This window comes from Pseudomonas sp. NFPP07, assembly GCF_900115645.1.
GTDB lineage: Bacteria > Pseudomonadota > Gammaproteobacteria > Pseudomonadales > Pseudomonadaceae > Aquipseudomonas > Aquipseudomonas chlororaphis.
In genome coordinates this window covers 272,697-294,372 of sequence record NZ_FOXG01000005.1, presented here as the reverse complement: position 1 = coordinate 294,372, position 21,676 = coordinate 272,697, and the positions used below count along the sequence as shown (strand labels likewise).

Here is a 21,676-nt window from a genome sequence, read left to right as displayed (position 1 = left end):
GGCGGCTCGACACAACAATAATTCGAGTGAAGCCATGAACATGCCAATTGCCAAAGCCGTGCTTGATCCCCTGCTGGACCCGCTGGAAACCGCCAGCGTCGACCAGTTGCGCCAGCATCAACTGGAACGCCTGCGCTGGAGCCTGAACCACGCCTACCGCAATGTGCCGCTGTACCGTCAGCGCTTCGACGCGCTGGGCGTGCACCCCGACGATGTGCGCAGCCTGGAGGACCTGGCGAAGTTCCCGTTCACCAGCAAGTCCGACCTGCGCGACAACTATCCCTACGGCATGTTCGCCGTGCCGATCGAGGACGTGGTGCGCCTGCACGCCTCCAGCGGCACCACCGGCAAGCCGACGGTGGTCGGCTACACCCAGAACGACATCGACACCTGGGCCAGGGTGGTCGCGCGCTCGATTCGCGCCGCCGGCGGCCGGCGTGGCGACAAGGTCCATGTGTCCTACGGCTATGGCCTGTTCACCGGCGGCCTGGGAGCCCACTACGGCGCCGAGCGCCTGGGCTGCACGGTGATCCCGATGTCCGGTGGCCAGACCGAAAAACAGGTGCAGCTGATCAAGGACTTCCAGCCGGACATCATCATGGTCACGCCCTCCTACATGCTCAACATCGCCGACGAGATCGAGCGCCAGGGCATCGATCCGCAAAAGCTCGCCCTGCGCCTGGGGATCTTCGGCGCCGAACCCTGGACCGCCGAGCTGCGCAGCGCCATCGAACAGCGCCTGGGCATCACCGCGCTGGATATCTACGGGCTCTCCGAAATCATGGGCCCCGGCGTGGCCATGGAATGCGCCGAGACCAAGGACGGGCCGACTATCTGGGAGGACCACTTCTACCCCGAGATCATCGACCCGGTGACCGGCCAGGTGTTGCCGGACGGCCAGATGGGCGAGCTGGTGTTCACTTCGCTGAGCAAGGAAGCCCTGCCGATGATCCGCTACCGCACCCGCGACCTGACCCGCCTGCTGCCCGGCACCGCGCGGCCCATGCGGCGTATCGACAAGATCACCGGGCGCAGCGACGACATGCTGATCATTCGCGGGGTCAACGTGTTCCCCACGCAGATCGAGGAGCAGGTGCTCAAGGTCCGGCAACTCTGCGAATGCTACGAGATCCACCTGTACCGCAACGGCAACCTCGACAGCGTCGAGGTGCATGTGGAGCTCAAGAACGAACACCAACAACTGGGCGACGAGCAGCAGAAAGCCATCTGCGACGAATTGAGCCGGCACATCAAGACCTACATCGGCATCAGCTCGCGTATCGTTTTGCGTCCGACCTTTTCCCTCAAGCGCTCCGAGGGCAAGGCCAGCCACGTGGTGGATAACCGGCAGAAATAAGCCATTCCAAGCTTAAAGCCCCGCTTCGGCGGGGCTTTTTTTTGCCCGAGGGAAAGCCTTCAATAGCAAAGCGATACAAAACCATATACGACACGTTATTTTGTGTTTGATATTTATTTTTGTATCACATATAAAGTTCTCCATGCCCAGGCAATCCTTCACGGCAGGAGACGCACCATGTACGCACAGCTGGTAGAGACCGGAGTCAAAAGCATCAAGCCCCGTTCGGAGATGTCCGAACAGGAACGCGCCTTCCAGGACAAAATCGATTCGGAAATCAAGATCGAAGCCAAGAACTGGATGCCGGATGCCTATCGGCAAACCCTGATCCGGCAGATTTCCCAGCACGCCCATTCGGAAATCGTCGGCATGCTGCCCGAAGGCAACTGGGTGACCCGCGCCCCGACCCTCAAGCGCAAGCTGCAACTGATGGCCAAGATCCAGGACGAAGCCGGCCACGGCCTGTACCTGTACAGCGCGATGGAAACCCTGGGCGCCGACCGCGACGAGGAAATCGCCAAGCTGCACAGCGGCCGCGCCAAGTACTCGAGCATCTTCAACTACCCGACGCTGAACTGGGCCGACATGGGTGCGGTGGGCTGGCTGGTGGACGGTGCGGCGATCGTCAACCAGGTGGTGCTGCAGCGCACCTCCTACGGCCCCTACTCTCGGGCCATGGTGCGCATCTGCAAGGAAGAGAGTTTCCACCAGCGCCAGGGCTACGAAATCCTCCTGACCCTGATGCGCGAGGGCAACCAGGCGCAGAAGGACATGGTCCAGGACGCCATCAACCGCCTGTGGTGGCCGGCACTGATGATGTTCGGCCCCAGCGACGAACACTCGCCCAACAGCGCGCAGTCCATGGCCTGGAAGATCAAGCGCCAGAGCAACGACGAACTGCGCCAGCGCTTCATCGACCAGATCATCCCGCAGCTGGAACTGCTCGGCTGCACCTGCCCGGACCCGGACCTTAGGTGGAACGCCGAGCGCGGCCACTACGACTTCGGCGAGATCCAGTGGGACGAATTCTACGAAGTGCTCAAGGGCAACGGCCCGTGCAACCAGGAACGCGTCGCCACCCGGCGCAAGGCCATCGAGGACGGCGCCTGGGTCCGCGAAGCCGCGGTCGCCCACGCCCGCAAGAAAACCAATAAAAACGCCGCCTGACCCGTAGCCGCTGCCGAAGGCTGCGATAAGGCCCGAAGGGCCTTCGAGGGCCTCAAGAGCGCGCCCCCTTCGGGGCCGATCGTAGCCTGCGGCAGCGGCTACATGAATTCAGCCCCCTGATGTGGAGTCACCGATATGTCCGAATGGACCCTCTTCGAAGTCTTCGTGCGCAGCAAGCACGGGCTCAACCACAAGCACGTCGGCAGCGTGCATGCCGCCGACAGCGCCATGGCCATCGAGAACGCCCGCGAGCTCTACACCCGCCGCAGCGAAGGCGTGAGCCTGTGGGTGGTGCCCTCGGCGCTGATCGTCGCCTCGTCCCCGGATGAAAAGGACCCGCTGTTCGACCCGGCGGACGACAAGGTCTATCGCCACGCCAGCTTCTATGAGCTGCCGGCCGAAGTCGGGCACATGTGAGGTCGACCATGAACACGCGAAGCGAATTGATCCAATACCTGCTGCGCCTGGGCGACAGCGCCCTGGTCCAGGGCCAGCGCCTGTGCCAGTGGTGCGGCCGCGCACCGGCCCTGGAAGAAGAACTGGCGCTGATGAACGTCGGCCTCGACCTGGTGGGCCAGGCCCGCAACTGGCTGGACTACGCCGCCGAACTGCTGGATGACGGCCGCGACGCCGACCACCTGGCGTTCCGCCGCGACGAGCGCGCCTATCGCAACCTGCTGCTGGTGGAGCAGCCCAACGGCGATTTCGCCGTGACCATGCTCAAGCAGTTTCTCTACGACGCCTGGCACCTGGAAGTGCTCAAGGGCCTGGCCCAGTCCAGCGACGAACGCATCGCCGGGATCGCCGCCAAGGCGGTGAAGGAAGTCACCTATCACCTGCGCCGCTCCAGCGAATGGGTCGAGCGCCTGGGCGACGGCACCGAACACAGCCACCAGCGCATGCTGGAGGCGATTCCCCTGCTCTGGCGCTTCACCGTCGAACTGATCAGCGGCGCCGACAGCGAAAACCACCTGCACGGCGCCGGCATCATCGCCGACCCGGCGCAGGTCGCCAGCGCCTGGCAGGCGACGGTGGCGCGGATTTTCGCCAGCGCCACCCTGCCCCTGCCGCCGGCACCCAGCCATTTCTACCTGGACGCCCGCCGCGGCCTGCACAGCGAACACCTGGGCATTTTGCTGGCGGAAATGCAGGCGCTGCCACGAGCGTACCCCGATGCGACCTGGTGAGCTGATTTCCAGCGACCGCGGCGCCCGGGCCCAGCAGCCGGGCGACCTGGAGGCGGCCTGGAACATCCTGGGCGCGGTCATGGACCCGGAGGTGCCGGTGGTCAGCGTGGTGGAGCTGGGCATCGTCCGCGACCTCGACTGGCACGACGGCCACCTGCAGGTGGTGGTCACCCCGACCTACTCCGGCTGCCCGGCCACCGAGGTGATCGAGGGCGACATCCGCGCGGCCCTGGAACTTGGCGGGTTTTCCGAGCCCCGACTGCAACGCCGGCTGACCCCGGCCTGGAGCACCGACTGGATCACTACCAGCGGCCGCGAACGGCTGCGGGCCTACGGCATCGCCCCGCCCGTGGGCAGTGGCAGCAAGCGCAGCCTGCTGGGCGAAAGCGCCGCCATCCGCTGCCCGCAATGTGGCAGCAGCCACACCGAACAGCTCAGCGAGTTCGGCTCGACCGCCTGCAAGGCGCTGTATCGCTGCCGGGACTGCCTGGAGCCGTTCGACTATTTCAAGTGCATCTGACGCCGTGTCAGTGGGAGAACAACCATGAGCAAATTCCACAGCCTGACCATCAAGGATGTGCGCAGCGAAACCCGCGACGCGGTGTCCATCGCCTTCGAGATTCCGCAGCACCTGCAGGACAGCTTTCATTTCACCCAAGGCCAGCACCTGGTGATGCGCACCCAGCTGGATGGCGAGGAAGTGCGCCGTTCCTATTCGATCTGCGCCGGGGTCAACGACGGCGAGCTGCGCATTGCCGTGAAGCGCGTGGCCGGCGGGCGTTTTTCGGCGTTCGCCAATGACCGGCTCAAGCCCGGGCACTGCCTGGACGTGATGCCGCCCGCCGGGCACTTCCATGTCCAGCTCGACCCCGCGCGCCATGGCCAATACCTGGCGGTGGCGGCCGGCAGCGGCATCACGCCGATCCTGTCGATCATCAAGAGCACCCTGGAAACCGAGCCCCACAGCCGCGTCACCCTGCTGTACGGCAACCGCGCAAGCTCCGCCGCCCTGTTTCGCGAACAGCTGGAAGACCTGAAGAACCGCTACCTGCAACGCCTGAACCTGATCTTCGTGTTCAGCCGCGAACAGCAGGACGTCGACCTCTATAACGGCCGGATCGACACCGACAAATGCGCCCGGCTGTTCTCCCGCTGGCTCGACGTCAAGGCCCTGGACGCCGCCTTTATCTGCGGCCCGCAGGCGATGACCGAAACCGTGCGCGACAGCCTGAAAGCCCACGGCATGGCCGCCGAGCGCATTCACTTCGAGCTGTTCGCCGCCGCTGGCAGCCCGCACAAGCGCGAGGTCCGCGAGGCGGCCCGGCAGCTCGATGCGGCGGTCAGCCAGATCACCGTGATCAGCGACGGTCGCGCCCTGGCCTTCGACCTGCCGCGCAACAGCCAGAGCATCCTCGATGCCGGCAATGCCCAGGGCGCCGAGCTGCCCTATTCGTGCCGCGCCGGGGTGTGCTCCACCTGCAAGTGCAAGGTGATCGAGGGCGAAGTGGAGATGGACAGCAACCACGCCCTCGAGGACTACGAAGTGGCGGCCGGGTACGTGCTGTCGTGCCAGTCGTTCCCGGTCAGCGACAAGGTGGTGCTGGACTTCGACCAGCTCTGACCTGTGGCCGCTGCCGCAGGCGGCGATCGACTTGGGCGGCACTCCGACGAAGCGGGCGCACGGTCTTGAGATCGCTGAAGGCCTTCGGCCTTATCGCAGCCTCCGGCAGCGGCTACAGAAAAAATTCACCGCGTTTCAAGCAAAACAAAAACAACATCAAGAGAGCGCTCCCATGACCCTGCAAGACATCGAACAGATCCGCCAGCACCCCGACTTCATCCAGCTGGTGCGGCGCAAACAGAACCTCTACTGGTCCCTGACCCTGGCCATGCTGGTGATCTACTACGGCTTCGTGCTGCTGGTGGCGTTTTCCCCCAGCACCCTGGGGCGCTCGCTCAGTGGCGGGGTGACCACGGTGGGCATGCTGGTGGGCGTGGTGATCGTGCTGCTGGCCTTCGCCCTCACTGGCTTTTACGTCTATCGCGCCAATAACGTGATCGACCCGCTGAACGAAAAGCTCAAGCAGGAGTGCGCCCAATGAAGCGCTTGTTGGCGTTGTTCGCCCTTCCGTGCCTGTTCGCCACCGACCTGGCGCTGGCCGCCGAAGGCAGCGCGCGCCCCTTGAACTGGAACGCCATCGGCATGTTCCTGGTGTTTGTCCTGTTCACCCTCGGCGTCACCCGCTGGGCCGCCCTGCGCACCCGTTCGGCCAGCGACTTCTATACCGCCGGCGGCGGCATGAGCGGCTTGCAGAACGGCCTGGCGATCGCCGGCGACATGATCTCCGCGGCGTCCTTCCTGGGCATCTCGGCGATGATGTTCCTCAACGGCTATGACGGTTTGCTGTACGCCCTGGGCGTACTCGCCGGCTGGCCGATCATCCTGTTCCTGATCGCCGAACGCCTGCGCAACCTGGGCAAGTACACCTTCGCCGACGTGGTGTCCTACCGCCTGGAACAGACCCCGGTGCGCCTGACCTCGGCCTTCGGCACCCTGACCGTGGCCCTGATGTACCTGGTGGCGCAGATGGTCGGCGCCGGCAAGCTGATCGAGTTGCTGTTCGGCATCAGCTACCTCTACGCGGTGATGCTGGTCGGGGTGCTGATGGTGTTCTACGTGACCTTCGGCGGCATGCTCGCCACCACCTGGGTGCAGATCATCAAGGCGGTGATGCTGCTGTTCGGCACCAGCTTCATGGCGTTCATGGTGCTCCGGCATTTCGGCTTCAGCACCGAGGCGATGTTCGCCGGGGCCAGCGCCGTGCACGCCAAGGGCAGCGCGATCATGGCCCCGGGCGGGCTGCTGTCGAACCCCATCGACGCCATTTCCCTGGGCCTGGGCATGATGTTCGGCACCGCCGGCCTGCCGCATATCCTGATGCGCTTCTTTACCGTCAGCGACGCCAAGGAAGCGCGCAAGAGCGTGTTCTACGCCACCGGTTTCATCGGCTACTTCTACCTGCTGCTGATTGTGGTCGGCTTCGGCGCGATCGTCATGGTCGGCACCGATCCGGCGTTCCGCGACGCCAGCGGCGCGATCATCGGCGGCGGCAACATGATCGCCGTGCACCTGGCCCAGGCGGTGGGCGGCAACCTGTTCCTCGGCTTCATCTCGGCGGTGGCCTTCGCCACCATCCTCGCGGTGGTCGCCGGCCTGGCGCTGTCCGGCGCCTCGGCGGTGTCCCACGACCTGTACGCCTGCGTGCTGCGCAAGGGCCAGGCCAGCGAGCAGCAGGAAATGCGCGTGTCGCGCATCGCCACCCTGTGCATCGGCGTGCTGGCGATCGTCCTCGGCCTGCTGTTCGAGTCGCAGAACATCGCCTTCCTCTCCGGGCTGGTGCTGGCCATCGCCGCCTCGGTGAATTTCCCGGTGCTATTCCTTTCGATGTTCTGGAAAGGCCTGACCACCCGCGGCGCCGTGACCGGCAGCCTGGCCGGGCTGGTGTCAGCGATCGTGCTGCTGGTGCTGAGCCCGGCGGTCTGGGTCAACGTGCTGCATCACGAACGGGCGCTGTTCCCCTACTCCAACCCGGCGCTGTTCTCCATGAGCCTGGCGTTCTTCAGCGCCTGGCTGCTCTCGGTGACCGACACCTCGGCGCGGGCCGAACTGGAGCGTGGTCGCTACCTCGCGCAGTTCATCCGCTCGATGACCGGCATCGGCGCTTCCGGCGCCAGCAAACACTGAACCCGCTCCGATCGATGACAGGGAATAACAACAATGAACCCCGTTTCCATCGCCTCACCGAAACACCTGCTGCCGGCCATGGCCTCGCTGGGCCTGGGCCTGTTCACCTCCAGCGTACAAGCCGACTTCGTCGGCGACAGCAAGGCGCGGATCGAAATGCGCAACCACTACATCAACCGTGACTTCCGCCAGGCCAACGCCGCGCAGTCCAAGGCCGAGGAATGGGCCCAGGGCTTCACCGCGCGGATCGAGTCCGGCTACACCGAGGGCACCCTGGGTTTCGGCCTGGATGCCCTTGGCGAGCTAGGGCTCAAGCTCGACTCCAGCGCGGATCGCCGCGGCACCGGCCTGCTGCCGTTCGGCCCGAACAGCCATACACCTGCGAACGAGTTCAGCGAACTGGGCCTGACCGGCAAACTGCGCCTGTCGAAAAGCGTCTTGAAGATCGGCACCCTGCAACCGCTGCTGCCCGTGGCCACTTACAACGACACCCGCCTGCTGGGCTCGACCTTCCAGGGCGGCCTGCTGACCAGCCAGGAAATCAGCGGCCTGACCCTGAATGCCGGGCGCCTGACCGAAGCCAACCTGCGGGATTCCTCGAGCAACGACGACATCGGTTATGGCGCCGCCCGCAGCGATCATTTCGACTTCGCCGGCGCCAGCTACGCCTTCAGCCCGCAACTGAGCCTCAGCTACTACTACGGCAAGCTCGAAGAGATCTATCGCCAGCACTACCTCGGCCTGCTGCATACCCAGCCCCTGGGCGGCGGCTTCAGCCTGCGCAGCGACCTGCGCTACTTCGACAGCCGTGGCGACGGCGCCGAGCGCGCCGGGCGGATCGATAACCGCAACTTCAACAGTATGTTCAGCCTGATCAAGGGCGCGCACAAAATCAGCGCCACCTGGCAGCAGCTGTCCGGCGACAGCGCCTTCCCGTTCCTCAACGGCGGCGATCCCTACGTGGTCAACCTGGTGACCTACAACACCTACACCCGTGCCGAGGAAGACTCCTGGCAGCTGCGCTACGACTACGACTTCGCCGCCATGGGCCTGCCCGGCCTGACCTTCATGACCCGCTACACCGACGGCCGCCACGTCAAGGCGGGCAACATCGACAACGGCCGCGAGAGCGAACGCGACACCGACATCACCTACGTGATCCAGAGCGGACCGCTGAAGGACCTGAGCATCCGCTGGCGCAACGTGACCTTTCGTTCGGGCAACGGCCTGACCACCGACCTCAACGAGAACCGCCTGATCCTCGGCTACACCCTGGCTCTTTGGTAAACCCCGCCGGCGCGGTCGCTGGCCGCGCCGGCCTCATTCATCATCCGGAGGAATCGTGATGCCTCACGCCCCTACCCTGCAAAGCTTCATCGCCGGCCGCTGGATCGGCCAACACGGCGCCCAGGTGCTGCGCAGCGCCATCGACGGCCACGAACTGGCCCGCACCCATGAAGAGCGCCTGGATTTCGCCGAGGCGCTCGACCATGGCCGGCGCCAGGGCATCGCCTCCCTCATGGCCCTGGACTTCCAACAGCGCGCCCAGCGGCTCAAGGCGCTGGCGCTGTACCTGAGCGAGCGCAAGGAACAGCTGTACGCCATCTCCCACCACAGCGGCGCCACCCGCGCCGACAGCTGGATCGACATCGAGGGCGGTAACAGCACCCTGTTCACCTATGCCAGCCTGGGTTCGCGGGAATTGCCCTCGGGCAATATCGTCCACGAGGGCCCGGCGCTGCCGTTGAGCAAGCTCGGCAGCTTCGCCGGCACCCATATCCTGGTGCCCCGCGGTGGCCTGGCGGTGCATATCAACGCTTTCAACTTCCCGATCTGGGGCATGCTGGAAAAATTCGCCCCGAGCTTCCTCGCCGGCATGCCGTGCATCGTCAAGCCAGCCACCGCTACCAGCTACCTGACCGAAGCCGTGGTGCGCCTGATGGATGAATCGGGGCTGTTGCCCGCTGGCAGCCTGCAACTGGTGATCGGCAGCACCGGCGACCTGCTGGACCGTCTGCAGGGCCAGGACGTGCTGACCTTCACCGGCTCGGCCGACACCGCGGCCAAGCTGCGCGCCAACCCGCAGCTGATTCGCAATTCGGTGCCGTTCAATGCCGAGGCCGACTCGCTGAACTGCGCGATCCTCGCCCCGGACGTGAGCCCGGACGACGAAGAGTTCGAGTTGTTCATCAAGGAAGTGGCCCGGGAAATGACCACCAAGGCCGGGCAGAAATGCACCGCCATTCGCCGCGCCATCGTGCCGGCCAGGCACCTCGACGCGGTCGCCAGCCGCCTGCGCGACAGGCTGGCCAAGGTGGTGGTCGGCGACCCGGCGGTGGAAGGCGTCCGCATGGGCGCGCTGGCCTCCCACGATCAGCAGCTGGATGTGGCCGAACGCCTGGAGAGCCTGCTGCACAGCAGCGACCTGTTGTTCGGCGCCCGTGACGGCTTCGAGCCACGCGGGGCAAACACCCGCCAGGGCGCGTTCTTCGCCCCGACTCTGTTGCAGGCCCGCGACCCGCATGCCGAAGGCGGTGCCCACGATATCGAGGCCTTCGGCCCGGTCAGCACGCTGATGGCCTATGACGACCTCGACGAAGCCCTGGCTCTGGCCGCGCGAGGCAAAGGCAGTCTGGTGGCCAGCCTGGTGACCCGCGATCCACACATCGCCGCCAAGGCCATCCCGGTGGCCGCGGCCTGGCACGGGCGCCTGCTGGTGCTGGACCGCGAATCCGCCGCCGAATCCACCGGCCATGGCTCGCCGCTGCCGCAACTCAAGCACGGCGGCCCGGGTCGCGCCGGCGGTGGTGAGGAGCTCGGTGGCCTGCGCGCAGTGAAGCACTACCTGCAACGGGCGGCGGTGCAAGGCTCACCGAGCATGCTGGCGGCGGTCACCGGCGAATACGTGCGGGGCGCCAAGGTCATCGAGACCGAGGTGCATCCGTTCCGCCGGTTCTTCCAGGACCTGCAAATCGGCGAGTCGCTGCTGACCCACAGACGCACGGTGACCGAGGCCGACCTGGTGAACTTCGGCTGCCTGTCCGGCGACCACTTCTATATGCACTTCGACGAGATCGCGGCCAAGGAGTCGCAGTTCGGCAAGCGCATCGCCCACGGTTACTTCGTACTGTCAGCGGCGGCCGGGCTGTTCGTATCCCCGGCGCCGGGCCCGGTATTGGCCAACTACGGCCTGGACACCCTGCGTTTCATCAACCCGGTGGGCATCGGCGACACCATCCAGGCGCGCCTGACCTGCAAGCGCAAGATCGACCAGGGCAAGCAGAGCCCGCAAGGCATCCCCCAGGGCGTGGTGGCCTGGGACGTGGAGGTCTGCAACCAGTTGGGTGAGCTGGTGGCTAGCTACGACATCCTGACCCTGGTGGTCAAACGCGAAGACTGACCGCGCGTCCAGATCGCCGACACACCTCAAACTTGTAGGAGCGAGCTTGCTCGCGATGACGGCCTGCAGAACGACATCGAAGGGCCTCATCGCCAGCAAGCTGGCTCCTACAAAAGCCCGGGTCAGTATTTGTGGCAAAAGATTTCAGAGTTTCTTGATCTTCACCGGTGCTTGCGGCAAGTTGCGCGCTTCTTCAATACAAGGAGCAGCCAATGTCCGGTTCACTGGCCCAGGCTTTCGCCCACAACTTTCTCGGCCATTCACCGCGCTGGTACAAAGCCAGCATCCTTGCCTTCCTGCTGCTCAACCCCTTGCTGCTGTTCACCGTCGGCCCGGTGGCGGCCGGCTGGATGCTGGTGGCCGAGTTCATCTTCGCCCTGGCCATGGCCCTCAAGTGCTACCCGTTGATGCCCGGCGGCCTGCTGGTGCTGGAAGCCGTGGCGCTGGGCATGACCACGCCCCAGGCGCTGTACGACGAACTGGTGCACAACTTCCCGGTAATCCTGCTGCTGATGTTCATGGTGGCCGGCATCTATTTCATGAAGGAGCTGCTGCTGTTCCTGTTCTCCCGGCTGTTGCTGGGGGTGCGTTCCAAGGCGCTGCTGGGCCTGCTGTTCTGCTTTCTCTCGGCCTTCCTCTCGGCGTTTCTCGATGCCCTGACGGTGACCGCGGTGATCATCAGCGCCGCGGTGGGCTTCTATTCGGTGTATCACCGGGTGGCGTCCGGCAACGACCCGCGCCAGGACAGCGAATTCAACGACGACCAGCACTTGCCGCAACTGCATCACCAGGACCTCGAACAGTTCCGCGCCTTCCTGCGCAGCCTGCTGATGCATGGCGCGGTGGGTACCGCCCTGGGTGGCGTCTGCACCCTGGTGGGCGAGCCGCAGAACCTGCTGATCGGCCATGAAATGGGTTGGCACTTCGCCGACTTCTTCCTCAAGGTCGCTCCGGTGTCCCTGCCGGTGCTGGTGGCCGGGCTGGTGACCTGCGTGCTGCTGGAGAAACTGCGCTGGTTCGGCTACGGCACCCTGCTGCCGGACAACGTGCGCGCGGTGCTGGCCAACTACGCCGCCGAAGACAACGCCGAACGCACCGACCGGCAACGCGCGGCGCTGCTGGTACAGGGTGTGGCGGCGCTGATCCTGATTGCCGCGCTGGCCCTGCATATCGCCGAGGTCGGCCTGATCGGCCTGATGGTGATCGTGCTGATTACCGCGTTCACCGGCATCACCGACGAGCACCGCCTGGGTAGCGCGTTCAAGGATGCGATGCCGTTCACCGCCCTGCTGGTGGTGTTTTTCGCGGTGGTGGCGGTGATTCACGACCAGCAGCTGTTCACCCCGCTGATCCAGTGGGTGCTGGCGCTGCCGGCGAGCCAGCAACCGGGCATGCTGTTTATCGCCAACGGACTGTTGTCGGCCATCAGCGATAACGTGTTCGTCGCCACTATCTACATCACCGAAGTGAAACAGGCCTTCGCTTCCGGACTGATGAGCCGCGAACACTTCGAAACCCTGGCGGTGGCGATCAACACCGGCACCAACCTGCCGAGCGTGGCCACGCCCAACGGCCAGGCGGCGTTCCTGTTCCTGCTGACCTCGGCGATCGCGCCGCTGGTGCGCCTGTCGTATGGACGCATGGTGTGGATGGCGTTGCCCTACACCGTGGTGATGGGGGTGCTGGGCTGGTATGCGGTGAGTTACTGGCTGTAAGGATGTAGCCGCTGCCGTAGGCTCGGGCCGCGTTCGGACGATAAGGCCGAAGGCCTTCAGCGATCTGGAGACCGCCGCGACCCTTCGGGTCGATCGCAGCCTGCGGCAGCGGCTACAGGTTTTGCATTAGCGCGGCAGGATGAATCGTTCGATCGCCTCGGCGGCGCCATCGGCGACATTGCTGCCCGTCACCAGGTCGGCCTGGCGTTGCACCGCCGCTTCGGCCTGGCCCATGGCAATCGACAACCCGGCCTGCTGGAACATCGCCGGGTCGTTGCCGCCATCGCCCAGCGCCGCGGTGCGCTCCAGCGGCACCCCGAGAAACTCCGCCAGGGTGATCAACGCCTGGCCCTTGTTGGCCTGCAGCGCCGTCACATCCAGGTACACCGGCTGCGAACGGGAGACCTGCGCCTGCCCACCGACCTGCTCCAGCAAACGCGCCTCCAGCTCCACCAACAGTGCAGTGTCGGCACTGGCGGCGACTATCTTGTCGATGCGCGGCAGGTAGTCCTCGAAGCTCTCCACCACCACCGGCGGATAACCCAGGCCATGCTGCTCGCGCGGCACCATCGGCCCGTGGGGATTGCGCAGCAGCCATTCACCGTCGGCAAACACCCAGACTTCGACTTCCGGCTGCGGCGACAGCAGCGCCAGGACAGTGTTGGCGACCGCTACCGGCACATGGTGACGCACCAGGAAACTGCCATCGGGGTTGACGAGGGTGCCGCCATTGAACGCCGCGGTCGGCAGGTCGACGCCCAGGGCTTCGATCTGCTGCAACATGGCCCGCGGCGGCCGCCCGGTGGCGAGGCTGAAGAACACCCCGGCTTCGCGCAGCGCGCGCACCGCGGCGATGGTGCGCTGGCTCAGGCTGTGATCGGGCAGCAGCAAGGTGCCGTCCATGTCGCTGAGCAGGAACTGGATGGGATGCTGCCCCTCGCCCCTCATCCGAGGCTGTGCCATTCACGGCCGTCGCGGGTCAGCAACTCGTCGCCGGCCGCCGGTCCGTCTTCACCGGCCCGGTAGATATGCACCTTGGCCTTCTCCTTCCAGGCATCGAGGAACGGCTGTACCGCGCGCCAGCCGTTCTCGATATTGTCGGCGCGCTGGAACAGGGTCTGGTCGCCGGTCAGGCAATCGTAGATCAGCGTCTCGTAGCCGGTGGAAGGCTGCATCTCGAAGAAGTTCTTGTAGGCGAACCCCAACTCGATATTGGCCATCTCCAGGGTCGGCCCGGGCTTTTTCGCCAGCAGGTCGAACCACATGCCTTCATTGGGCTGGATCTGGATGCGCAGGTAGGTCGGCTGCAAGTGGTCGACCTCGGTATCGCGGAACTGCGCGTACGGCGCAGGCTTGAAGCAGATGGCGATCTCGGTGTCGCGCACGCTCATGCGCTTGCCGGTGCGCAGGTAGAACGGCACGCCGACCCAGCGCCAGTTGTCGATCATCACCTTGAGGGCGACGTAGGTTTCGGTATTGCTGTCCGGGGCCACGTTGGCCTCTTCGCGGTAGCCGGCCACCGGCTTGTCGCCCGCTTTGCCCGCCACGTACTGGCCACGCACCGAGTTGGCCAGGGCCTCTTCAGTGCTCCAGGGACGAATCGCCCCCACCACCTTGGCCTTTTCGCCGCGCACCGCGTCGGCGCCGAAGGCCGCCGGCGGTTCCATGGCGACCATCGCCAGCAGCTGGAACAGGTGATTGGGCACCATGTCGCGCAGGGCGCCGGTGTTTTCATAAAAGCTGCCACGGGTTTCCACCCCGACGGTTTCCGCCGCGGTGATTTGCACGTGGTCGATGTAATGGTTGTTCCAGAAAGCCTCGAACAGGCTGTTGGAGAAACGGCTGACCAGAATGTTCTGCACCGTCTCCTTGCCCAGGTAATGGTCGATCCGATAGATCTGCTTCTCGCTCATCACCTTGAGCAGGCATTCGTTCAGCGCTTGCGCCGTTTGCAGGTCGGAGCCGAACGGCTTTTCGACCACCACCCGGCGAAACGCATTGTCCCCTTCGACCAGCAACCCCGACGCACCCAGGCGCTGCACCACTTCACTGAAGAAGCGCGGTGCGGTGGCCAGGTAGAACACCGCATTGCCGGTGCCGCTGGCGGCGATTTTCGCCGCCAGCGCGTCGTAGGTGCTGTCGTCCAGGAAGTCGCCCTGGACATAGCTGATGCCATTGGCCAGCTTGGCCCAGAGCGCCGGGTCCAGCGCTTGCGCGCCGTTGCCGACCTTGCCGGCAGCCTCGGTGCGAATGAAGTCCTCGAGCTTCTTGGCGAAATCCACATCGCTGATCGCGTTGTGATCGACGCCGACAATCTTCAACCCCTCATCCAGCAAGCCGTCACGGTTGAGGTTGTACAGCGCCGGCATCAGCAGGCGCTTGACCAGGTCGCCATGGGCGCCGAACAGAAACAGTGTGGTGGGTGGAGCGGGTTGAGCCTTGGACTTCTTTCGCGAGGAGGTCATTTTTTCGGAGTCTCCACGTGGCCGCCGAAGCCGAAGCGCATGGCCGACAGCATCTTGTCACCATAGGTGCTCTGCTGGCGGGAACGGAAACGGGCGAACAACGAACTCGACAGCACCGGGACCGGCACCGCCTGCTCGATGGCGGCTTCGATGGTCCAGCGACCTTCGCCGCTGTCGGCCACTTCGCCGGAGAAACCGTCGAGTTGCGGATCGGTGGCCAGGGCGTCGGCGGTCAGGTCCAGCAACCAGGACGAGACCACGCTGCCACGGCGCCAGACTTCGGCGATATCGGCGACGTTGAGGTCGAAGCGCTGGTCTTGCGGCAGGCTTGGCGAGGCTTTGGTCTTGAGGATGTCGAAGCCTTCGGCGAAGGCCTGCATCATGCCGTACTCGATGCCGTTGTGGATCATCTTGACGAAGTGCCCGGCACCGGCGGGGCCGGCGTGGATGTAACCGCGCTCGGCGCGATCGTCTTCAGCCACCCGGTCCTTGGTCCGCGGGATGTCGCCCATGCCCGGTGCCAGCGCGTCGAACAGCGGGTCCAGGCGGCGCACCACCTCGGCGTCGCCGCCAATCATCATGCAGTAGCCGCGCTCCAGGCCCCAGACGCCGCCGGAGGTGCCGACGTCGATGTAGTTCAGGCCTTTTTCCGCCAGCGCCTGGGCGCGACGGATGTCGTCCTTATAGTAGGTGTTGCCGCCATCGATGATCACGTCGCCCGGTTCGAGCAACTGGCTGAGGGTTTCGATGGTGTCTTCGGTGGGCGCGCCAGCCGGCAGCATGACCCAGACCGCGCGTGGCTTTTCCAGGCCGGCGACCAGGGCCGGCAGGTCGGCGACGCCCTTGGCGCCTTCGCCACTCAGGGTGCTGACAAAAGCGCTGTTGCGGTCATAGACCACGGTTTCATGCCCATTGAGCATCAGGCGCCGCGCAATGTTTCCGCCCATGCGGCCCAGTCCGATAATCCCCAGTTGCATGTGCTGATGCTCCTTACTACTAAATTGTGTCAAAAGGTTATAGCCCAACGAGGCTCGTGAGGGTTAGTCCAGAGCATCCGGACTAAGTTTCCAAAGCAGTGTTTCCCAAGCGGTGAGTGGATAACGACGCGAATCGCTTCGAAGGCACAACGACCACTGAAAATAAAAAAGTTCCCTTTGCCGGCAAAAGAAATCAAAATTGCCGCCGATAGTGTTTCAGGCCCCGAAATTCGAGCGGCCGGACCACAGTTGATGCACGCCATTTGCGAGGTGAGCAATGGGCACAGTACTACCGGCACGACCTGCACAAACCCTCTACGTCACTATCCGTCGTGACGAGTTGCGCGAACTGAAGAACGAGCGCGACCAGTTGAAGCAAGAGCTGGCGCAACTGCGCCTGGCATTGCAGAACCAGGGTCAGGTGGCTGCCGTCACCCAGCTACACGCCTGAGAATCCGAGGAACCCGCCCGCCGTGGCCGGTCCTTGCAACAGGTTATTAATGAAGCCGGCCGAGTCCTCGATGGATCGCCGGCTTCTTTTTGCCCCTCGCTTTTTACCCTACCCGCCTCCTGGCGACGGCATTATCTGACACGCAGGTACCAACTCACAAAGTTTTCACACCTTCTTATGGATACTCCGGCGCAATATTGCCGCCCCCACGGGCGCGGCGCGCGTTCGCCGAGGTAGTCGAAGCTTTCCGGCGAATGTCATGTTCAATGCAGCTGGAGCGTTCGATGGCAGTGTTTAAACGCGACAAGACGTCCGCGAAAGGGTTTGATTGGGCGGGCCTGGGTTGGCTCTTCCTGTTCTTCTGGTACTTCTCCGGCATCACCCAGTTACTGATCCAGCTGACCGACACCTCCGGGTTCGCCGGTTTCCGCCAGGCCTTCATCATGAGCGCGATCTGGCTGGCGCCGATGCTGCTGTTCCCGGCCCGCACCCGCGCGATGGCCGCCGTCATCGGCATCGTGCTCTGGGCCTGTTCCATGGCCAGCCTGGGTTACTTCTTCATCTACCAGCAGGAGTTCTCCCAGAGCGTCATCTTCATCATGTTCGAGTCGAACCCTTCCGAAGCCGGCGAGTACCTGACCCAGTACTTCGCCTGGTGGATGGTGCTGGCGTTCCTCGCCCATACCGCCTTCGCCCTCTTCCTCTGGACCCGCCTGCGCCCGGTCTACCTGCCGCGCGGTCGCGCGCTGGTGGCGGCCATGGCCATCCTGATCGCCATCATCGGCTACCCGCTGATCAAGCAGACCGTGCGCACCGGCAGCTTCGCCGGCGGCCTGGAGAAATTCGAGACGCGCATCGAGCCCGCGGTGCCGTGGCAGATGGTGGTGGCCTACCGGCGCTACCGCGAGCAGCTGGAAAACATGCAGGGCATGCTCGACAACGTGAGCAAGATCCCGCCGCTGCACAACCTCAAGGACAGCATGGCCAACCAGCCTTCGACCCTGGTCCTGGTGATCGGCGAGTCGACCAACCGCCAGCGCATGAGCCTCTACGGCTACCCGCGCCAGACCACGCCGGAGCTGGACAAGCTCAAGGACCAGCTGGCGATCTTCGATAACGTCATCACCCCGCGCCCCTACACCATCGAAGCCTTGCAGCAGGTACTGACCTTCGCCGACGAAGAAAACCCGGACCTGTATCTCAAGACCCCGTCCCTGGTCAGCGTGATGAAGCAGGCCGGCTACAAGACCTACTGGATCACCAACCAGCAGACCATGACCAAACGCAACACCATGCTCACCACCTTCTCCGAGCAGGCGGACGAGCAGGTCTACCTGAACAACAACCGCAACCAGAACGCCCGCCAGTACGACGGCGACGTGCTGGAGCCGTTCTCCAAGGCGCTGGCCGACGGCGCGCCGCGCAAGTTCATCGTGGTCCACTTGCTGGGCACCCACATGAGCTACCAGTACCGCTACCCGCCGAGCTACGACAAGTTCACCGACCGCACTGGCGTGCCGGCCGGCGTGCGTGACGACCAGGTGCCGACCTACAACAGCTACGACAACGCCGTGCTGTACAACGACTTCGTGGTTTCGAGCCTGATCAAGGACTACGCCAAGACCGACCCCAACGGCTTCCTGCTGTACCTGTCGGACCACGGCGAAGACGTGTTCGACTCCGCCGGCCACAACACCCTGGGCCGCAACGAAGGCAAGCCGACCGCGCCGATGTACACCATTCCGTTCATCGCCTGGGCTTCGCCGAAGTGGAAGCAGGACCATGACTGGAACTTCGCCGGCGACCTCGGCCGCCCCTACAGCAGCTCGCACCTGATCCACACCTGGGCCGACATGGCCGGGCTGAGTTCCGACGAACTGGACCGCAGCAAGAGCCTGGTCAGCGACAGCTTCAAGCCGCGCCCGTTGCTGATCGGCAACCCTTATGAACGCAACGAGAAAGCCCTGATCGACTTCAGCCTGATGAAGCCCAAGGCACCGCCACCCACCGCGGTAGTACAGAAATAAGTCGTACAGAAATAAGTCGTGCAGAAATAAGCGATGCCAGAATAAGCCTTTTCCTACGGGGCTCACGCAGCCCCGTAATACCGGCCCTCAATGCCCCTTCACGGGGCATTTTTGCATCCAGAAGATAATAATTATTCTCGTTTAAGCTAAATACCCTTCCGCCTTTTCGTCTCAGTGCAAACGGATTTTTTCCCTCGACGACAAGGAGACGGCAGCGATGCTCGCGCCATTCACCCGTTCCATGACTTTGACATTCGGCCTGTGCGGCGCGGTTCTGAGCCCCGAGCTGCTGGCCGAAAGCGAACCCGCCCGGGACCCCGACCGCGGCGCCAGGACCCTGGAGCTCGATGCCACCAGCGTCACCGCCCAGGGCCTGGGCGCCACTACGGAAAATACCGGGTCCTACACCACCGGCAGCATGAGCACCGCCACGCGCCTGAACCTGTCGATCAAGGAAACCCCGCAATCGGTGTCAGTGGTGACCCGCCAGCAGATGGACGATTTCAAACTCGACACCTTGTCCGAGGTGCTGGGGCAAACCACCGGGGTGGTGGTCCAGCACCTGGACTCCGACCGGGTGAGCTATTCCTCCCGCGGCTACTCCATCAACAACTTCCAGATCGATGGCATGCTCAACACCTTCAACCGCATGAAGTCCGATTCGGACACCATCATCTACGACCGCATCGAGGTGGTCCGCGGCGCCACCGGCCTGACCACCGGTGCCGGCGACCCTTCGGCCACCGTCAACATGGTGCGCAAGCGACCGACCCACGAGTGGGCGGCCAAGGCCGGTGTCAGCGGCGGCAGCTACGACAACTACTACAGCTACGTCGACGTCGGCGGCCCGCTGGGGTTCGACGGACGCCTGCGCGGGCGCACGGTGCTGGCCTATCGCGACAGCCAGTCGTTTCGCGACCACTACCAGCTGCAGCGGGAAGTCGGCTACGGCATTCTCGAGGCCGACCTGACCGACAGCACCACCCTGGCGGTGGGCTACGACTACCAGGACAAGCAGGTCCAGGGCACCTCCTGGGGCACCGTGCCCTACTGGAACGCCGCGGGCGGCAAGGCCAACCTGCCGCGCTCCACCAACATGGCGGCGCACTGGAGCTCCTGGCCGCTCAGGGACAAGACCGCCTTCGCCACCCTCGACCAGCGCCTGGGCCACGACTGGCACCTGAAAGCCGCCTACACCCACCGCGACAGCGACAGCGACGGCAAGGTCTATTACGGCGGTGCCGGTTTCCCGGAGGCCGACCGCTCGGGCATGACCGCCTGGGCCAGCCATATGATCGGCACGCAGAAAATGCGCGTGTACGACTTCAACCTGGCCGGCCCCTACAGCCTGCTGGGCCGCGAACATGAGCTGATGCTGGGCTACGGCGAGGCCGAGCGCCGCGAGTCGTCACCCTACACCGTCGGCGGCCCGACACCACCGGGTTACGCCAGCATCGCCGACTGGAAATACATGGGCGGCATCGCCAAGTTTCCCGACACCGTGACCAACCTGCCCGGTTCCGGCGACAGCACCCGGCAAAAGGCCGGCTACCTCGCCACCCGCCTGAGCCTGAGCGACGACCTGCATGCGGTGCTCGGCAGCCGTTACGGCAGTTGGAGCGCCCACAGTCGTTCTCGCCGCTACGATGCCAACAACCAGCTGACCAGCCTCGAAGACACCCGCCAGCAGCACAACGACATGTGGACGCCCTACGCCGGCCTGCTGTACGACCTCACCCCGCAATACACGGTGTATGTCAGCTACACCGACATCTTCAAGCCCCAGACCGAGCGCGACGCCAGCCGCAAATACCTGGAGCCGGTGGTCGGCAGCAACTACGAGCTGGGGCTCAAGGGCAGCCTGCTGGAGGAGCGCCTGAACCTGGCCACCGCAGTGTTCTGGAGCAAGCAGGACAACGTCGCCGAACTGGACAGCTCGGTGCCGCCGGACCCGGTCACTGGCGAGGAGTTCTACAAGTCGGGTGGCAAAGGCGGCAAGGTGCAGGGGTTCGAGGCCGAGGTCTCGGGCGAAATCCTCGCGGGCTGGAACCTCACCGCCGGCTACACCTACACCCACGCTCTGGATGGCGAAAAACAGCGCGCCAACGGCGGCGAGCCGATGAACATGCTGCGCCTGTCGACGGCCTATCGCCTGCCGGGCCAGTGGCGGGCGCTGACCGTCGGCGGCAGCCTGAACTGGCAAAGCGAGATCTACGGCAGCAGCCGGCGGCCGGTGGGGCGCGACGGCAACGGGCGCATCGTCACCGAAAACACCCGCATCCATCAGCAGGCCTACAGCGTGGCCGGGCTGATGTCGCGCTACGAGTTCGACCCGCACCTGTCGGCCTCGCTCAACGTCACCAACCTGTTCGACAAGAAGTACTACGAACGGGTCGGCTTCTATAACGGCGTCTACTGGGGCGAACCGCGCACCCTGACCCTGAGCCTGGACTGGAAGCTGTAACCCGCCCTTCTTCCTACACGGCTCATATCTGTGGGCCGTCAGCGCCTCTCATCCGGGATGACAGCATTGTCATCCCGCCTTCAGCGTCCTGTTAACCCCTAGTTAATAAGATCGCGCCAGACTTCCCTCACTGCTTCGTTACAGGGACGCAACGGATACCGATCACCGTCAATGGGACATCGCATATGAAAGCCTCCACACTCCTGCTCGCCGGTCTGATGATTGCCAGCTCGGGTGCAGCGTTCGCCGAAGGCGGCGCTGAACGCATGAAGCACTACTGGGACAACTTCCCCATCAGCCAGCAGATACCCCGCACCGATAGCGAACAGACGTCCTCCGAGAACGGGAAAAAACCCCAGGCACCCGCCGAGGACCCGACCCGCGCCAGCGCGCAACCGGACGCCTGAAACGCCCCGAGCTCTACTCCTCTCTGGCGATCATGCTCCTTTGCCAGAGAGGATCTTCCGGCGCCCTTTCGGGCGCCTTTTTTATTGCCTTCGATATCTGCGACATGACCATGGGCTATCAACTTTCTGACGTCAAAATGACAATTACGCCATCTAAGCAATCGTCATTACCGGCTGTATTAATATAAGTTTCCGCCAAACTTCGACATATATTGAAACAGTAAATAACACATGATCGGTTTGAATCACTTCACTTGGCTTGCTGTTGGAACAGCCAGCTAACCGGCTGTCGAAAACAGGCACAAGCCATTGAT

The 21,676-nt window shown here is 64.2% G+C and carries 18 protein-coding genes; 15 read left to right on the top strand and 3 right to left on the bottom strand.

Features of this window, described 5'->3' with window-relative positions:
- Nucleotides 1-34: 34 nt before the first annotated feature.
- From paaK to nhaB, 11 genes are all read left to right on the top strand, one after another.
- Entirely contained in the window at nt 35-1,357 is a 1,323-nt protein-coding gene (gene paaK, locus BM019_RS14890; RefSeq protein ID WP_092418725.1) for a phenylacetate--CoA ligase PaaK, read from the top strand.
- Between the two features lie 177 nt (nt 1,358-1,534).
- Entirely contained in the window at nt 1,535-2,524 is a 990-nt protein-coding gene (paaA, locus tag BM019_RS14885) for a 1,2-phenylacetyl-CoA epoxidase subunit PaaA (protein ID WP_092418724.1), read from the top strand.
- A 135-nt stretch (nt 2,525-2,659) separates the two neighbouring features.
- On the top strand, nt 2,660-2,941 hold the full coding sequence (gene paaB, locus BM019_RS14880) for a 1,2-phenylacetyl-CoA epoxidase subunit PaaB (RefSeq protein WP_007926505.1): 282 nt from the start codon (nt 2,660-2,662) through the stop codon (nt 2,939-2,941).
- An 8-nt stretch (nt 2,942-2,949) separates the two neighbouring features.
- Nucleotides 2,950-3,711: a 1,2-phenylacetyl-CoA epoxidase subunit PaaC gene (paaC, locus tag BM019_RS14875; RefSeq protein WP_092418723.1), complete on the top strand. Its 762-nt coding sequence runs from the start codon at nt 2,950-2,952 to the stop codon at nt 3,709-3,711.
- Nucleotides 3,698-4,231: a 1,2-phenylacetyl-CoA epoxidase subunit PaaD gene (gene paaD, locus BM019_RS14870; protein WP_092418722.1), complete on the top strand. Its 534-nt coding sequence runs from the start codon at nt 3,698-3,700 to the stop codon at nt 4,229-4,231. Before paaC ends, paaD begins: the two co-directional genes overlap by 14 nt.
- Nucleotides 4,232-4,255: 24 nt before the next feature.
- Complete coding sequence (gene paaE / locus BM019_RS14865) at nt 4,256-5,332, top strand: 1,2-phenylacetyl-CoA epoxidase subunit PaaE (RefSeq protein ID WP_092418721.1); 1,077 nt, start codon at nt 4,256-4,258, stop codon at nt 5,330-5,332.
- A gap of 172 nt (nt 5,333-5,504) precedes the next feature.
- Nucleotides 5,505-5,813 (top strand): DUF485 domain-containing protein, encoded by a 309-nt coding sequence (locus BM019_RS14860; RefSeq protein ID WP_092418720.1) that lies wholly within the window; start codon nt 5,505-5,507, stop codon nt 5,811-5,813.
- The gene (locus BM019_RS14855) at nt 5,810-7,456 is read left to right on the top strand and encodes a cation acetate symporter (RefSeq protein ID WP_092418719.1); all 1,647 of its coding nucleotides are present in this window, start codon (nt 5,810-5,812) and stop codon (nt 7,454-7,456) included. The genes BM019_RS14860 and BM019_RS14855 overlap by 4 nt, the downstream gene beginning before the upstream one ends.
- Nucleotides 7,457-7,489: 33 nt before the next feature.
- Nucleotides 7,490-8,743, top strand: coding sequence for an OprD family porin (locus BM019_RS14850; protein WP_092418718.1), 1,254 nt, complete (start codon nt 7,490-7,492; stop codon nt 8,741-8,743).
- Between the two features lie 58 nt (nt 8,744-8,801).
- Nucleotides 8,802-10,856: a phenylacetic acid degradation bifunctional protein PaaZ gene (gene paaZ, locus BM019_RS14845; protein ID WP_092418717.1), complete on the top strand. Its 2,055-nt coding sequence runs from the start codon at nt 8,802-8,804 to the stop codon at nt 10,854-10,856.
- Between the two features lie 212 nt (nt 10,857-11,068).
- Nucleotides 11,069-12,571: a sodium/proton antiporter NhaB gene (nhaB, locus tag BM019_RS14840; protein WP_085530927.1), complete on the top strand. Its 1,503-nt coding sequence runs from the start codon at nt 11,069-11,071 to the stop codon at nt 12,569-12,571.
- Nucleotides 12,572-12,697: 126 nt separating this feature from the next.
- Here nhaB and BM019_RS14835 read toward each other — a convergent pair whose 3' ends face one another.
- The 3 genes from BM019_RS14835 to gnd are packed head-to-tail and all read right to left on the bottom strand — an operon-like array spanning nt 12,698 to nt 16,046.
- The gene (locus BM019_RS14835; protein ID WP_092418716.1) at nt 12,698-13,519 is read right to left on the bottom strand and encodes an HAD family hydrolase; all 822 of its coding nucleotides are present in this window, start codon (nt 13,517-13,519) and stop codon (nt 12,698-12,700) included.
- Entirely contained in the window at nt 13,516-15,036 is a 1,521-nt protein-coding gene (gene zwf / locus BM019_RS14830) for a glucose-6-phosphate dehydrogenase (RefSeq protein WP_085530929.1), read from the bottom strand. The genes BM019_RS14835 and zwf overlap by 4 nt, the downstream gene beginning before the upstream one ends.
- On the bottom strand, nt 15,033-16,046 hold the full coding sequence (gene gnd / locus BM019_RS14825) for a phosphogluconate dehydrogenase (NAD(+)-dependent, decarboxylating) (protein ID WP_225970778.1): 1,014 nt from the start codon (nt 16,044-16,046) through the stop codon (nt 15,033-15,035). The genes zwf and gnd overlap by 4 nt, the downstream gene beginning before the upstream one ends.
- A 244-nt stretch (nt 16,047-16,290) precedes the next feature.
- On the opposite strand from gnd, the gene BM019_RS30800 reads away from it, so the two are divergent.
- From BM019_RS30800 to BM019_RS14810, 4 genes are all read left to right on the top strand, one after another.
- Nucleotides 16,291-16,464, top strand: coding sequence for a DUF6026 family protein (locus BM019_RS30800; protein WP_007922719.1), 174 nt, complete (start codon nt 16,291-16,293; stop codon nt 16,462-16,464).
- Between the two features lie 284 nt (nt 16,465-16,748).
- Nucleotides 16,749-18,491 (top strand): phosphoethanolamine transferase CptA, encoded by a 1,743-nt coding sequence (locus BM019_RS14820; protein WP_092418715.1) that lies wholly within the window; start codon nt 16,749-16,751, stop codon nt 18,489-18,491.
- A 217-nt stretch (nt 18,492-18,708) separates the two neighbouring features.
- Nucleotides 18,709-20,955 (top strand): TonB-dependent siderophore receptor, encoded by a 2,247-nt coding sequence (locus BM019_RS14815; protein ID WP_092418714.1) that lies wholly within the window; start codon nt 18,709-18,711, stop codon nt 20,953-20,955.
- Between the two features lie 185 nt (nt 20,956-21,140).
- The gene (locus BM019_RS14810) at nt 21,141-21,362 is read left to right on the top strand and encodes a hypothetical protein (protein ID WP_009043741.1); all 222 of its coding nucleotides are present in this window, start codon (nt 21,141-21,143) and stop codon (nt 21,360-21,362) included.
- The last annotated feature ends 314 nt before the right edge of the window (nt 21,363-21,676 follow it).